This window comes from Pseudomonas sp. NPDC099000, from assembly GCF_044759925.1.
GTDB lineage: Bacteria > Pseudomonadota > Gammaproteobacteria > Pseudomonadales > Pseudomonadaceae > Aquipseudomonas.
In genome coordinates this window covers 1-13298 of the sequence record NZ_JBIWAF010000005.1, presented here as the reverse complement: position 1 = coordinate 13298, position 13298 = coordinate 1, and the positions used below count along the sequence as shown (strand labels likewise).

The window sequence follows — 13298 nt, the reverse complement described above, 5'->3', positions numbered from 1 at the left end:
TTCACATCCCCGCCTTCACCAGCACCGGTTTTTCCTGATATCGATCCGGGTATAGCTGTTTCAGCTGCGCGACTTTCGGCAGGTCGTTGATCACCATGTACGGATACGTCGGGTGCTCGGTCAGAAAGTCCTGATCTTCCTCCTCCGCCGGGTTATCTGGGCATCGCCCTGGATCAAAGGCCTGGCGCAGTCGCTGCGCGAACTGGTGCGGCTGGAACACGGTTTTGTGCAACCGGTGCTGGAGCGTTTCTCCCTGACCGATCTGTTACAGGACATCTTCCAGAAATTCGAACTCACCACCCAAGCGCGGCAAAGTCACCGTCAGCGACACCGGCCCCGGCATCGCTCCCGAATTGCGCGAAGGTTTGTTTCTGCGCCCGTCGGAACTGGCTCAAACGTTACAAACCTGCGCCGACGCCACTCCCATCTGGTGCATCTTCGACAACACCGCCAGTGGCGCGGCGACGACCAACGCGCTGGAGCTTCAACGAATGACGCCTCCACGCCGAAAATGATGACCAACCGCCTGTTCATCCGTGACAACTCAGGTCAGGTCCAATAGATTAGGCGGCCTGAAAAGGCCCTGTGCTTTCTCGCCTAAACCCAAGTTAAAAGAAGTAGTGAAATTTCAATGTCCGATTCCAATACCGCTGAATCCGTAGTCACCTTGTCGTCCAAAGCGGAATACGAAAACTCCATCAATCTTTCACAGCATGTGCCACAAGCCAAGACCATCAGCGAGATGGTCCTGGACGCTTTTCAATCGACCCGGGAAAGCGACCAGATCCGCGAGCTGCGCGCCGCGATTCGCCAGGCGCACGACAGCTTCGACGACGATAAAGCCTATGAACTGATGGGCGAACTCAAACAACTGAAAGACGCTGAAGCGTCCGATATTGCCGCGCTGGAAGACCTGAGCAGCAAGTTCCCGATCAGCCGTATTCTTTCCAGTTTCAAGGACGACCCGGCCTTTCAGGAAATCGTCTATGGTCTGGCATTGAAGGTGCTGAATCAGACTCACCAGGCCATCAGCAACCCAAGCACTGGCAAGAGCAAAGTGGCTCGCGCCAAGAAAGACCTCGAAGTGTTTACCATCAGCAAGGATGGCGTGAGCGTCACCCTGCCGCTGCGCACGCCACGGGCGAGCCTGAACGTTGATCGCAAAGCGCTGGAGTTCCTCGGTTTCACTTTCGTCGGCGAAGGCGAGGATGCGCAGATTGAAAGCGAGACGTTCCTGGACAACGCCGGGGCGGAACAAGCGGTCAACCGCAAGAACATCATCACTGCTCTTCAACAGCAAACCGCGTTCGACGGCTACAGCATCGCCGCGCAGTAACCCGATCAACCTGAAAGCCCCACTCCGGAAGCGTATTGCTGTTCACTAATGTTCCGTCGAGCAAGAAACTTGTGGCGAGGGGGCTTGCCCCCGTTGGGTTGCGAAGCGACCCCCAGGGTCCGCTCAGACAGACCGAGTTGTCTGAACTAACGACTGCTTCGCAGCCGAACGGGGCGGTGCAACGTTTCGCTAAATCCCCTCGCCACAATGCAAGAGCCCATTTTTGAGTGAACAGCATCACGCCCCGAAAGCGGGGCTTTTTATTGCCCGAAAGATTTACCGCGCTGACGGGTATAACGCCGCGATCATGTCCACTTCAATCGGCGCATTTTTCGGCAACTGGTAAACACCAACGGTCGTTCGGGTGTGCTTACCAGCCTCGCCCAATACATGCGTGAAGACGTCAGACGCTCCATTGGCAACTTCACTGAGGTCCACAAAATCGAACGTGGATTTCACATAGACCGTAATGCGCAGCAGTGCCTTGAGGTTATCCAGTGAACCGATGGCCTCACGGATCAGTGCAAGTCCACGGATCGCACTGATACCGGCAGCCTCTTGGGCATCGGCCAGGTTGAGTTCCAGTCCCACCCGACCGGGGTATTGGATTTTGCCGTTCATTCGCGGCACCAGCCCGCTGACATACAATTCGTCATCGTGCCGAATCAGCGGCGCGTAATGCCCGCCAGCAGAGTTCTCGTCGTAGATATCAAAGCCGAGTTCTTTTGCCATCGCGAGGAAGCGTTCGTCGCGACTCATTTGATTACTCATTAACTGAACCCTCCTAATCAATCATGCATACGCGCAGATGATGGTAGAGAGAGATGCGTGTCTTGATCAGGGCAACTTCGTATAAGATCCAACAAACTTTACTGCCAGGGAGACCAGTAAAATGCAGCGTGCCGTCATCGCCGCCATCGAGTTCCAGCCCGGAGTGCCGCTGGTGCAGCAGATCGTCGATCAGTTGTCTGTGGCGATCAGCCAGGGAGGCCTGCCTAACGGGGCCAAGTTGCCACCGATTCGCGAACTCTCCGAGTTGATGAACGTGGGCAAATCCACGGTGGTCGACGCCCTCGACCGTTTGCGGGCCAAGGGTCTGGTGGTCTCACGCCAAGGATCGGGGCATTACATTCATCGCCCAAGCGCCCAGCCCCAATCTGCAGCTGGCCCGGATCTGCAACCCCAAGACACGCTCAGCCGGGTCCGCCGCGCCTTGCTGCTGGACAACGGCGCGCTGCGCCCCGGCTGTGGATTTCTGCCCGCCTCGTGGCTGCCCGCCGACGAATTGCTCAAAGCCGTGCGCAGCACCCTTCGTGCGACCGCGCTGCGCATGGGTGAATACGGTGAGGTCGGAGGTTACCTCCCGCTGCGCGAGGCGTTACGGGTCAAACTGTCGACCGTCGGCATCGAGGTGCCGGTGGCGCAGATCACCACCACGGCCAACACCGTGCAGGCTATCGACCTGCTGATGCGCCTGTTGATAAAACCCGGCGACACCGTACTGCTCGACGACCCGTGTTACTTCAACATGCACACCAATCTGGCACTGCACGGCGCCAAGGTCATCACCATCGCCCGGGATTGCGACGGGCTGGATCTGGAAGCGTTCGAGCAATTGCTGATTGCCCATCGCCCCGTGCTGTACATGACCAACAGCACGCTGCACAACCCGACCGGGCACTCGTTCTCCGCAGCCCAGGTTTATCGCCTGCTGGAGCTGAGCCACCGTTATGGCGTCCACATCCTCGAAGATGACTTGTATGGCGACATCCAGCAAAGACGCACCCCGCGCCTGGCCGCGAGCGGTCTGGACAATGTCAGTTACGTCTCCGGTTTCTCCAAGACCCTGACCGCCAACAGCCGGGTCAGCTATACCGCGTTATCGCCGCAACTGGCCGCACGAATGATCACCTTGAAGTTGGCCTGCGGCGGTGTGACCTCGGAACTGGCGGAACAGATCACCTGCACCATGCTCAGTAACGGCAGCTACGCCAAGCACACCCGGCGCACGGTTGATCGCCTGTATGAATCGAGCAGTCGCGTGACGAGATGGCTGGTAGAGGCCGGGTGCTCGGTGTCATCGATACCGGGTGAAGGGGTGTTCATCTGGACACGATTGCCCGAAGGCCTGCATGCCGAAACGCTTGCCAGCAAAGGCCTCGAAAACAATCTGGTCCTGGCGCCTGGCACTCTGTTGAGCAAGGCCGTCGATGCCAGCAGCTTCCTGCGTTTCAACGTTGCGCACAGCGATAGCCTGCAGGTGCGCGAGCGGTTCTTTCGGTTGCTCGACTATTACAAAGCGTAACCACCCACCGTCTCTGCGGCGAGGGAGGCCCCTTTGGACCGGGCTGGCGCTCCAGTGCGAAGCGCTCCCCTGCACTTTATTAAACACGCAGCACTGGCAGGCTTAACGACTGCTGCGCAGCCGAACGGGAGCAAGCTTTCTCGCCACAAAAACATGCGTTCAACGAAATGTTTGCTGGCGGCATGACATTCCCAGCCACCAGATCGCTACGATTGCGGCACCCAAGACCGCACGCTAACTTCAGATCGTCGCTGCCAACTCAGCGACCGGGCCTGATAACCCGGGTAATATATCGGCGCCTCAGCGCTCCAATCACGATCGCATGCTTTTTAAGCCCGTATTTCGTGCAATGGCGGCTGTGCGCGGGAGACCTTCGGGTCTGCCGGTTTCCTATATTCCCGGTTATCAGCCTGCGCACAGCTGCCACCCTTTCGCCTGATAACGATCGGGGCAGCTCCACTGACATATAGGAATGCTCAATGAACAATATCAATCCCTCTTCTTCACCGCTCATCCCCCACCCCCGCCCAACCACCGGAGGTGATACCCAATGACCAACCCCAAAGACCTGAAAACCATCGGCCTCACCCACTTCTCCTTCCACGCCAACGAATCCTTGTTCCGCATCAACGCCGGCGTCCCGGTGGTCGAAGCCCTCTCCCACGCTTCCGACCTGCTCCACATCTCCAAACTGCTCGCTTCCGATGCCGCCATGGTCCGCGACACCGACCGGCATGCCTGGGCTTCGCATTACTTGCAGGACATGAGCAAAGCGATCATTGATGACGTAATGAAGGTGCTCGCCGCGCCATGTAACAACCACGCGTAAACGAAAAAGCCCCGCGTCTCTCCCGAAACACGGGGCTTTTATGCAAAGCCAGAAGCGTAAACCCAGCTTTCAGCCTCGTGCCTTTGAGGTTTCTAGCCATTTATTTGCAGTTATACAGAATTATCACTATAACTATCTATAACTTACTATGAGCTCAAGACGTGGATAAAAACATTAATCCGTTCAACCCTGGAGCAGGCGTGTCACCGCCAGAACTAGCGGGACGCTCCGAGGTGCTGGAAACTGCTGAAACAGCACTGGAACGTACCAAGCGTGGAAGGCATGCGAAATCCCTGATGGTTTTGGGATTGCGTGGGGTTGGGAAGACTGTGCTTTTGAATCAAATCAAGGATCGCGCGGTGAGCCTGGACTATCTCGCCGAAATGCAGGAAGCCCACGATGGTGCAGAGCTTAAGCAGCTGCTGATTCCTGTGCTGCGTCGTTTACTACTGCGCTTAGACCGAATGCAAAACACTGTAGAGACGGTAAAAAAAGGTATCCGAGTTCTTCGCAGTTTTATCGGCAATATCACCATTGCCGCAGGAGGTGCCGAGGTTACGTTGGGGGGAGATTCGGAAGCAGGTTATGCGGACAGCGGAAACCTTGAAGATGATTTGAGAGACGTCCTAATCGCAACTGGAGAGGCTGCCAGAGACGCAGGCAAACCTGTAGCCATTCTGATCGATGAATTGCAGTACCTTTCCAGAGACGAACTGGGCGCACTGATTCGGGGTATGCACGCCATCAACCAGGCTGGCTTGCCGTTGATCCTTTTTGGCGCAGGCCTCCCTCAATTGGCTGGACAAGCAGGTGATGCCAAAAGCTACGCTGAGCGACTATTTGAATTCCCCCGTCTAGGCGCGCTGTTAGAGGTTGATGCCTGGAAGGCAATTCGCGATCCGGTGGAAGACGAAGGTGCAGCAATATCAGAGGAGGCATTAAGGGAGATCTACGACAAAACACATGGATATCCCTATTTTCTCCAGGAATGGGGCTATACCGCATGGAACATAGCCAAAGGAGAAACCATCACTGAACAGGATGCTCGTACCGCCACCGCAGAAAGCATTCGGAAACTCGATGAGTCATTTTTTCGGGTTCGCTTTGACCGAACGACTCCAGCGGAGCGAGATTACATGCGTTGTTTGGCTGAGTTAGGCGAAGGACCGCAACGATCAGCGGATGTAGCGACAGCCTTGGGTCGAACTGCGACAAGCCTAGGTCCAGTACGGGACAGCTTGATCAAAAAAGGAATGATCTACAGCCCCGAATACGCGCAAATCGCATTCACGGTACCGCTTTTTGACGAATTTATGAGGCGGGTTACCGCAGCACCACCCCAGTAGAAGAAACGACCAAGAGCGCAACAGGCTCGGGGTTTGCCGCCAGAAACTCCGATAAGTAGCCCTGCCCTCTAGAAGGGTGGGGTTTTAGGAGATTTCCCAAATGCCATACAGCGCTTTCCCAGATGACATGATCTTCAGCACATTTGAACAAGCGGGAGGCATTGATGGAATTGTTCAGCTACAAGATGACCCATGACACTGGGTTTGCACCGAACCCGTTTGGCCATACGCTCACACTGGCTACCTGTAAACCATATATGAGGAAATCCAAAGATAAAGGCCAATGGATTGCTGGCTTCACTTCAGTTGACCTGAACCGTGACCCTGTAGGTGAAGAGCGGCTCGTTTACTTGATGCGGGTTGGCGAAAAATGTCATATGCGCGACTACTTCGCCGACCCCCGCTTTCAAGACAAAATCCCCTTCGCCAATTCAACGGACCCTATCAGAAGAGTCGGGGACAACATCTACCGCCCCTTGGTACCCGGAGCATCTGAGCCATTTCATTTCGAACAGATCAAAAACCCGCACCACTGGGCAAGCGATAGGCCATGTCAAAAACACCTAAATGACGACATTTCTGGTCAGTACGTCCTGGTGGCTGATTTGTTTTACTACTTTGGATCTTGCCCCTTGAACGTTCCTGCTGAATTTCGGCTTCGGGTGCCGCAAGGCCCTGCGAAAGAGGGCTACATGACTCCTCCTTCCGAGGCAGAGCGCTTCATCCGTTTCATACAGGAAAACTACAAACAAGGAATTCATTGCCATCCAACCGATTGGTCGGAGGATGAAGTCATGAAAAAATCTTCCTGTGGAGAAAGGTCATGCGGATCATCTGGCAAGAAGTAGCACCAGTTCTGAATCACCTGAATCGCCCCCAACAAAAAGCCCCGCTCTTCTCTCGAAGGCGGGGCTTTTCAATTCAGCCTCTAGACCTCAAGGCGCATACGTCAGCAACAACTCACTCGGCACTTTGAAGTCCAGAGACATCATCACGCTCAACGCGGTAATGGTGAAGATCGAGAACACGAACAGCTTGCGTGCCCAGACCGTGTCATCCACTGCCTTGTAGCCGGTCCAGGCCATGTACAACCAGTACATGCCCATGGCGGCGGCGACGGCGAGGTAGCTCATGCCGGCGTAGCCGCTGAAGGTCAGCATCAAGGTCGCCACGAGGAACGCCAGGATGTAGAGCAGGATGTGCTTCTTGGCCACTTGAATCCCGCGCTTCACGGGCAACACCGGAATCGATGCAGCCAGGTAATCGTTGAAGCGGAAGATCGCGATGGCGTAGGAATGCGGCATCTGCCACAGGCTGAACATCACCAGCAGCGTCAGTGCGGCCATGTCGAAGCTGTTGGTCACGGCCACGTAGCCAATCACCGGCGGCATCGCACCGGACAGACTGCCCACCAGCGTGCCGTGAACCGACTTGCGCTTGAGGTACAGGCTGTAGAAGCCGACGTAGATGACGAAACCGATCACCGCGAACAGCGCGGCCAACGGGTTCGCTACCTTGTACAACAACGCAACGCCGGCCACACCGAGGACGGTCGCGAAGATCAGCGCCAGTTTCAGGGAGATCAGGCCCTGGACCAGCACCCGATTTTTGGTGCGCTCCATCTTCAGGTCGATGTCGCGGTCGATGCAGTTGTTGAACACGCAACCGGAAGCCACCACCAGGGACGTGCCGATCATTGCAGCCAGGAAGATGGCCAGATCGACATGCCCTTTCGAGGCCAGGAAAAATCCGCCTGCCACTGAAAGCACGTTACCGAAAATGATCCCCGGTTTGGTGATTTGGATAAAGTGCTTCAAGGACATCCGGATTTACCTCAGTGCGCCATCATGTTGGTGTGGATGCTGAACATGATCCACAGCGACAGGCCAACCAGCAGAACAATCACGATGGCGGCGAAAACAAACGCAATCACGTTGTTACGCTGCGCGGCCGAACGGTCCAGGTGGAGGAAGTACACCAGGTGAACGAGCACCTGGATCACTGCGAAGATCAGTACGATCCACAAGGTCATGGCTTTCGGCAGCGATGGGTACATCACCAGGCCGAAAGGAATGACAGTCAGGATCACCGACAGAATGAAACCGATAGCGTAGGACTTGACGCTGCCGTGGCCGGCGTCGTGGCTATCCTGGGAATGAGCGTTAGCCATTTACATAGTCCCCATCAGATAAACAACGGTGAATACGCAGATCCACACCACGTCCAGGAAGTGCCAGAACAGGCTCAGGCAGCTCAGACGAGTCTTGTTGGTCGCCGTCAGGCCGTTTTTCTGCACCTGATACATCATGATCGCCATCCAGATCAGACCGCTGGTCACGTGCAGACCGTGGGTACCGACCAGGGTAAAGAACCCGGACAGGAAGCCGCTGCGGCTAGGGCCGTAGCCTTCGGCGATCAGGATGTGGAACTCGTTGATCTCCATGGCGATGAAGCCGGCGCCCAACAGGAAGGTCATGGCCAACCAGCCCAGTACCTGGGTTTTCTTGCCCTTGAACAACGCCAGCATGGCGAAGCCGTAGGTGATCGAACTGAACAGCAGCAGAGCGGTTTCGCCCAGCACGTATGGCAGTTCGAAGATGTCGTGGCCCGACGGGCCACCCGCTACGTTGTTAACCAGTACCGCGTACACCGCGAAGATCGACGCAAACAGGATGCAGTCGGTCATCAGGTAGAGCCAGAAACCGTATACGGTCATCTCGCCCGAGTCGTGGTGATGGTCATCGTGCCCATGTCCATCGACATGGGTGTGTCCAGCATTGGTCACTAAGTTCGACATGGTTTAAGCCTGTTCCAACGAGGTTTCAACACGGGTGGCGGTGGCTGGAACTTTCCCGGCCGCTACCAGACGCTTGTGCTGCTCGGCTTCGATGCGTTCGATCACGTCGACCGGCACCATATAGCCTTGATCATCACGTGCAGCGTGGATCACGAAGTACACCACGGTGCCGACCAGACCGACGATGGCCAACCACCAGATGTGCCAGATCATCGCGAAACCGAACACGGTCAACAGAGCACCCATGACCACGCCGGTCGCAGTGTTGTTTGGCATGTGGATCGGCTCGTAACGGGCCGGAGCCTGGTACGCGGTACCGTTTTCCTTGGCTTCGGTGAACGGATCGATGGTTTCCGCTTTTGGCAGCACGGCAAAGTTGTAGAACGGTGGTGGCGACGAGGTCGACCACTCCAGCGTGTGGGCATTCCACGGGTCGCCGTGTTCGCACATGTTCTCTGGCTTTTTGCGATCACGCACGCTGACGTACAGCTGGATCAGCTGGCAGGCGATACCGACGGCAATCATCACCGCACCGAACATGGCAACGTACAGGTACGGCACCCACTCAGGGTTGGTGGTGGCGTTCAGACGACGGGTCATGCCCATGAAGCCCAGTGCATAGAGCGGCATGAACGCGACGAAGAAGCCCGAGATCCAGAACCAGAACGCTGCCTTGCCCCAACCTTCGTGCAGCTTGAAGCCGAACGCTTTCGGGAAGTAGAAGGCAAAGCCTGCGATGTAACCGAATACAGCACCGCCGATGATCACGTTGTGGAAGTGAGCGATCACGAACAGGCTGTTGTGCAGGACGAAGTCCGCACCCGGAATGGCCAGCAGTACGCCGGTCATACCGCCGATGGCGAAGGTCACCATGAAGCCCAGGGTCCACAGAACCTGGCTGGTGAAACGCAGACGCCCTTGGTAAATGGTGAACAGCCAGTTGAATAGCTTCACCCCCGTCGGGATCGAAATCAGCATCGTCGCCAGACCGAAGAAGGCGTTGACGCTGGCACCCGAACCCATGGTGAAGAAGTGGTGCAGCCAGACCATGAAGCCCAGGATCGAGATCGCGCCCGATGCATAGACCATCGAGTGGTGGCCGAACAGACGCTTGCCGGTGAAGGTCGAGATGACTTCGGAGAAGATCCCGAACGCCGGCAGAATCAGGATGTACACCTCGGGGTGACCCCAGGCCCAGAACAGGTTGACGTACATCATCGGATTGCCACCAAGTTCATTGGTGAAAATGTGGAAATCCATGTAACGGTCAAGCGTCAGCAGTGCCAGGGTAGCGGTCAGGATCGGGAACGAGGCCACGATCAGGACGTTGGCCCAGGTGCAGGTCCAGGTGAAGATCGGCATGTCCATCAGTTTCATGCCCGGGGTACGCATTTTCAGCACGGTGGCCAGGAAGTTGACCCCCGTCAGCGTCGTACCCAACCCGGATAGCTGTAGCGCCCAGATGTAGTAATCCATCCCCACGCCCGGACTGTATTGCAGACCCGACAGCGGCGGATAGGCAACCCAACCGGTCTTGGCGAATTCGCCAACGCCCAGGGACAGGTTGATCAGCACCACGCCGGACACCAGCAACCAGAAGCTCAGGGAGTTCAGGAACGGGTAGGCAACGTCACGCGCGCCGATCTGCAGCGGCACTGCAAGGTTCATCAGGCCGGTGAAGAATGGCATCGCCATGAAGATGATCATGATCACACCGTGAGCGGTGAAGATCTGGTCATAGTGTTCAGGTGGCAGGTAGCCGGGCGAACCCTCGGTGGCCATGGCCAACTGGGTACGCATCATGATGGCGTCGGCAAAACCACGCAGCAGCATGACCATGGCGACGATGATGTACATCACGCCGATTTTCTTGTGGTCAACCGAGGTCAGCCACTCGGTCCACAGGTAGGTCCACTTCTTGAAATAGGTGATTGCAGCGAACAGCGCCAGACCACCGAGCGCGATCATGGCGATGGTTATCATCACGATCGGTTCGTGGAACGGGACCGCTTCCCAACTTAATTTACCAAACATCGTTTACTCCTCTGCCCCGGCAGCTGAATGCGAGTTCATGTCCATTCCTTGCGTAGCGGCCACTTCTTTCTCTTTCTTCTCGTGCTTCACCTTCGGACCCGGTTTCATGCCTTCGTACTTGTCGACGATGATCTGGAACAGGTTCGGCGTGACCGAGGAGTAGAGCTCGACTGGGTTGTTCTGGCTTGGCTTGGAAAGGGCTGCGTATTCAGCTTCTTCAAGCTGTTTAGGTGCCTTTTTGACTTCACTTACCCAGGCGTCGAAATCTTCCTGGGAAGTTGCGATAGCCTTGAATTTCATGCCGGTGAAACCAGCGCCGCTGTAGTTGGCGGAGATACCGTCCATTTCAGCGTTCTGGTTGGCGATCAGGTGCAGTTTGGTCTGCATGCCGGCCATCGCGTAAATCTGGCCGCCCAGGGCCGGGATGAAGAACGAGTTCATCACGGAGTCCGAAGTCACCTTGAAGTTGATCGGCGTGTGCGCCGGGAACACGATCTTGTTGACGGTGGCGATGCCTTGCTCCGGATAGATGAACATCCACTTCCAGTCCAGCGCGACCACTTCAATGGTGATCGGCTTGACGTCGGATTCCAGCGGCTTGTAAGGATCCAGCGCGTGGGTCGACTTGTAGGTGATGTAACCCAGGGCAATGATGATCAGTACCGGAATCGTCCACACCGCGACTTCGATCTTGGTGGAGTGCGACCACTTCGGCGTGTAGACGGCGTCCTGGTTGGACGCGCGGTATTTCCAGGCGAACAGGAAGGTCATGACGATGACCGGTACCACGACCAGAAGCATCAGCAGCGTTGCGGTGATGATCAGGTTTCGCTCTTCCAGGCCAACCTGGCCCTTGGGATCGAGCAAGGTCATGTTGCAGCCTGACAGCAACAACGTGCCGAGCAGCGGCAATAAGCCTAGTAGTCTGGGGTACCTGTTTTTACTCATCTCACGACCTCTAAAGCAGCTTGCGCAATGCAGTTGGGTTTTGATCGCCAACACTTCACCCTGCCAAGGGTTGGCATTTTCTTGGATTGAATAAGGGCTGCCCGTCGCGCGTCAGACGCTGTTCGACAAATCCTGGGCTAGCGGTAAGTTCTTATTCGAATTCGTGGTCAAAGGCCTTGTTACAGACCAATTCCATTTGGTGCGGATAGTTGGAAGACTCCGACACCTGGGAGTCGCACGAAGCATTCAAGCTCCTCGACGCCCTGTTTTCCTGCTCAAGGTGAGCAGTGCCGGAATTCAGTGCGGGCGATTGTAGATATGTAGCGATTCATAAACCATGTCTCATCCCGAAATAATTTATATCCATTCCAGCAACAATCATTAACGGTTTTTGCAAAAGCGCGGCATCTTATCGAAATTCATTCTCAACAAAAACACCAAATTTTGTAGGTCTACAGCGCGCAGTTCAGACAGCTATCGGTGCTTATGCAGGCACTTCGAAGGTGCCCTAGCCCCTATGAGACAAGGGCTCTGGCGATTCGCCAGCCCCTGTTAAAACTGCCTGCTTGCGCGCGATAGCCTATAAATCGGCAGAGGCCTGAGTAGACCAATTTCGTTGCCTGGCTATACACCGATCAGGCGTCTTGAAATGCCTTGCGACAGCCTCGCTGTGACAACATGTCGCACACGTGTCGCACCCTTCGCTGCCACACATCACGAACTTTTTACGCTGGCCCTGAAATGCAAAACGCCCCAGTCCTCTTGATGAGGACCGGGGCATTTTTCGTTTCAGGGACGGGGTGGCCGCCCGAGTGGCGGATGACCTCAGCGCAGCGCTTTGCGGTTACGCGAAGTGAGCAGCGGTACCAGCACCACGATCAGCACGAACGCCACCAGCGCCCACTGCGCCAGCGACAAACCGAGGATCGGCGGGTACGGCGTGGAGCAGAAACCATCGACCTGGAAGCCCAGCGGGAAGATCTTCGCCAGCGGCAAGCCATCGACAATCGGTTGCAGCACATCGATGCCACAACTCACTGCCGGGTAGAACTGGGTGTAGACGTGATGCCCGGCCACCGCGACGCCTGCGATGGCGCAGATGACCACCAGCGTCTCGAATACCGTGATGCTGCGTCGGTTTCGCATCGCCGCGCCAATGAACGCAAACAGCGCAATCAGCAACAACGCATAGCGTTGCAGGATGCACAGCGGGCACGGCGCCTCGCCCAGCACAATTTGCATGTACAGAGCGCCGCCGATCAGCGCCAGGCAGATGATGCCCAGCAACACCAGATAGCGCCGTTCACGTCCCAACCGCATCGTTTCCTCGCTCATCGCGTTTCCCTTGTAAAGATCGATTGCCCGGAAGTCTACACGCAGGCTCCAACCTTTGAGAGCCCGGAGCGTTCCGGTGGTGATCGGGGAATAGACGATAAACCGGTTAAGAACGGATTAACTTTCGAGATTATTACGAATGAAGACCGCGAAGAAGGCGACTCGGTCTGTCCTGCTAGAGATCGTTCCCACGCTCTGCGTGGGAATGCAGCAAGGGACGCTCTGCGTCCCAAAAGCAGACGCGGAGCGTCTGGGGAGGCATTCCCACGCAGAGTGGTGTGCACCCCAAAAGTTGGACACGACCGATGGGGTGTTTCATGGGAAAGTACACGATTCAAGCGAAGCTATCAGCGGTACAGGATTATTGC

The 13298-nt window shown here is 56.2% G+C and carries 12 protein-coding genes and 3 pseudogenes; 7 read left to right on the top strand and 8 right to left on the bottom strand.

Annotated elements, in window-relative coordinates:
* Position 1: 1 nt before the first annotated feature.
* A pseudogene (locus tag ACIQV9_RS08490) lies at positions 2-151 on the bottom strand (peptide-methionine (S)-S-oxide reductase); the annotation flags it as partial.
* Positions 152-153: 2 nt separating this feature from the next.
* On the opposite strand from ACIQV9_RS08490, the pseudogene ACIQV9_RS08485 reads away from it, so the two are divergent.
* The 3 genes and pseudogenes from ACIQV9_RS08485 to ACIQV9_RS08475 all read left to right on the top strand — a co-directional run.
* Positions 154-380: pseudogene (locus ACIQV9_RS08485) on the top strand (two-component sensor histidine kinase); the annotation flags it as partial.
* Between the two features lie 6 nt (positions 381-386).
* Positions 387-515: pseudogene (locus ACIQV9_RS08480) on the top strand (DUF72 domain-containing protein); the annotation flags it as partial.
* Between the two features lie 116 nt (positions 516-631).
* Entirely contained in the window at positions 632-1336 is a 705-nt protein-coding gene (locus ACIQV9_RS08475; protein WP_403100040.1) for a hypothetical protein, read from the top strand.
* Positions 1337-1612: 276 nt separating this feature from the next.
* Here ACIQV9_RS08475 and ACIQV9_RS08470 read toward each other — a convergent pair whose 3' ends face one another.
* Complete coding sequence (locus tag ACIQV9_RS08470; protein ID WP_403100039.1) at positions 1613-2107, bottom strand: RidA family protein; 495 nt, start codon at positions 2105-2107, stop codon at positions 1613-1615.
* Between the two features lie 121 nt (positions 2108-2228).
* On the opposite strand from ACIQV9_RS08470, the gene ACIQV9_RS08465 reads away from it, so the two are divergent.
* The 4 genes from ACIQV9_RS08465 (at position 2229) to ACIQV9_RS08450 (ending at position 6664) form a co-directional block, all read left to right on the top strand.
* Positions 2229-3641, top strand: coding sequence for a PLP-dependent aminotransferase family protein (locus ACIQV9_RS08465; RefSeq protein WP_403100038.1), 1413 nt, complete (start codon positions 2229-2231; stop codon positions 3639-3641).
* Between the two features lie 550 nt (positions 3642-4191).
* Complete coding sequence (locus ACIQV9_RS08460; RefSeq protein ID WP_403100037.1) at positions 4192-4470, top strand: DUF3077 domain-containing protein; 279 nt, start codon at positions 4192-4194, stop codon at positions 4468-4470.
* A gap of 161 nt (positions 4471-4631) precedes the next feature.
* Entirely contained in the window at positions 4632-5816 is a 1185-nt protein-coding gene (locus ACIQV9_RS08455) for an AAA family ATPase (RefSeq protein WP_403100036.1), read from the top strand.
* A 164-nt stretch (positions 5817-5980) separates the two neighbouring features.
* Positions 5981-6664, top strand: coding sequence for a hypothetical protein (locus tag ACIQV9_RS08450; protein ID WP_403100035.1), 684 nt, complete (start codon positions 5981-5983; stop codon positions 6662-6664).
* Between the two features lie 87 nt (positions 6665-6751).
* Here ACIQV9_RS08450 and cyoE read toward each other — a convergent pair whose 3' ends face one another.
* From cyoE to ACIQV9_RS08420, 6 genes are all read right to left on the bottom strand, one after another.
* The gene (gene cyoE / locus ACIQV9_RS08445; protein ID WP_403100034.1) at positions 6752-7639 is read right to left on the bottom strand and encodes a heme o synthase; all 888 of its coding nucleotides are present in this window, start codon (positions 7637-7639) and stop codon (positions 6752-6754) included.
* 11 nt (positions 7640-7650) lie between these two features.
* The gene (gene cyoD, locus ACIQV9_RS08440) at positions 7651-7986 is read right to left on the bottom strand and encodes a cytochrome o ubiquinol oxidase subunit IV (protein ID WP_403100033.1); all 336 of its coding nucleotides are present in this window, start codon (positions 7984-7986) and stop codon (positions 7651-7653) included.
* Positions 7987-8613, bottom strand: coding sequence for a cytochrome o ubiquinol oxidase subunit III (locus tag ACIQV9_RS08435; RefSeq protein ID WP_403100032.1), 627 nt, complete (start codon positions 8611-8613; stop codon positions 7987-7989).
* 3 nt (positions 8614-8616) lie between these two features.
* Positions 8617-10647, bottom strand: a complete 2031-nt coding sequence (cyoB, locus tag ACIQV9_RS08430; RefSeq protein WP_403100031.1) for a cytochrome o ubiquinol oxidase subunit I — start codon at positions 10645-10647, stop codon at positions 8617-8619.
* A gap of 3 nt (positions 10648-10650) precedes the next feature.
* Positions 10651-11595 carry a ubiquinol oxidase subunit II gene (gene cyoA / locus ACIQV9_RS08425; RefSeq protein ID WP_403100030.1) on the bottom strand — a complete coding sequence of 315 codons (945 nt, stop codon included), beginning with the start codon at positions 11593-11595 and terminating at the stop codon, positions 10651-10653.
* A gap of 825 nt (positions 11596-12420) precedes the next feature.
* Complete coding sequence (locus tag ACIQV9_RS08420; RefSeq protein ID WP_403100029.1) at positions 12421-12930, bottom strand: disulfide bond formation protein B; 510 nt, start codon at positions 12928-12930, stop codon at positions 12421-12423.
* Positions 12931-13298 lie beyond the last annotated feature (368 nt).

What these genes read in the sequence shown, in the direction of transcription:
- ACIQV9_RS08450 (WP_403100035.1), top strand. Translation starts at nt 5,981, where the DNA reads ATGGAATTGTTCAGCTACAAGATGACCCATGACACTGGGTTTGCACCG.
- cyoD (WP_403100033.1), bottom strand. Translation starts at nt 7,986, where the DNA reads ATGGCTAACGCTCATTCCCAGGATAGCCACGACGCCGGCCACGGCAGC.
- ACIQV9_RS08435 (WP_403100032.1), bottom strand. Translation starts at nt 8,613, where the DNA reads ATGTCGAACTTAGTGACCAATGCTGGACACACCCATGTCGATGGACAT.
- ACIQV9_RS08475 (WP_403100040.1), top strand. Translation starts at nt 632, where the DNA reads ATGTCCGATTCCAATACCGCTGAATCCGTAGTCACCTTGTCGTCCAAA.
- cyoA (WP_403100030.1), bottom strand. Translation starts at nt 11,595, where the DNA reads ATGAGTAAAAACAGGTACCCCAGACTACTAGGCTTATTGCCGCTGCTC.
- ACIQV9_RS08470 (WP_403100039.1), bottom strand. Translation starts at nt 2,107, where the DNA reads ATGAGTAATCAAATGAGTCGCGACGAACGCTTCCTCGCGATGGCAAAA.
- cyoE (WP_403100034.1), bottom strand. Translation starts at nt 7,639, where the DNA reads ATGTCCTTGAAGCACTTTATCCAAATCACCAAACCGGGGATCATTTTC.
- cyoB (WP_403100031.1), bottom strand. Translation starts at nt 10,647, where the DNA reads ATGTTTGGTAAATTAAGTTGGGAAGCGGTCCCGTTCCACGAACCGATC.
- ACIQV9_RS08460 (WP_403100037.1), top strand. Translation starts at nt 4,192, where the DNA reads ATGACCAACCCCAAAGACCTGAAAACCATCGGCCTCACCCACTTCTCC.
- ACIQV9_RS08465 (WP_403100038.1), top strand. Translation starts at nt 2,229, where the DNA reads ATGCAGCGTGCCGTCATCGCCGCCATCGAGTTCCAGCCCGGAGTGCCG.
- ACIQV9_RS08420 (WP_403100029.1), bottom strand. Translation starts at nt 12,930, where the DNA reads ATGAGCGAGGAAACGATGCGGTTGGGACGTGAACGGCGCTATCTGGTG.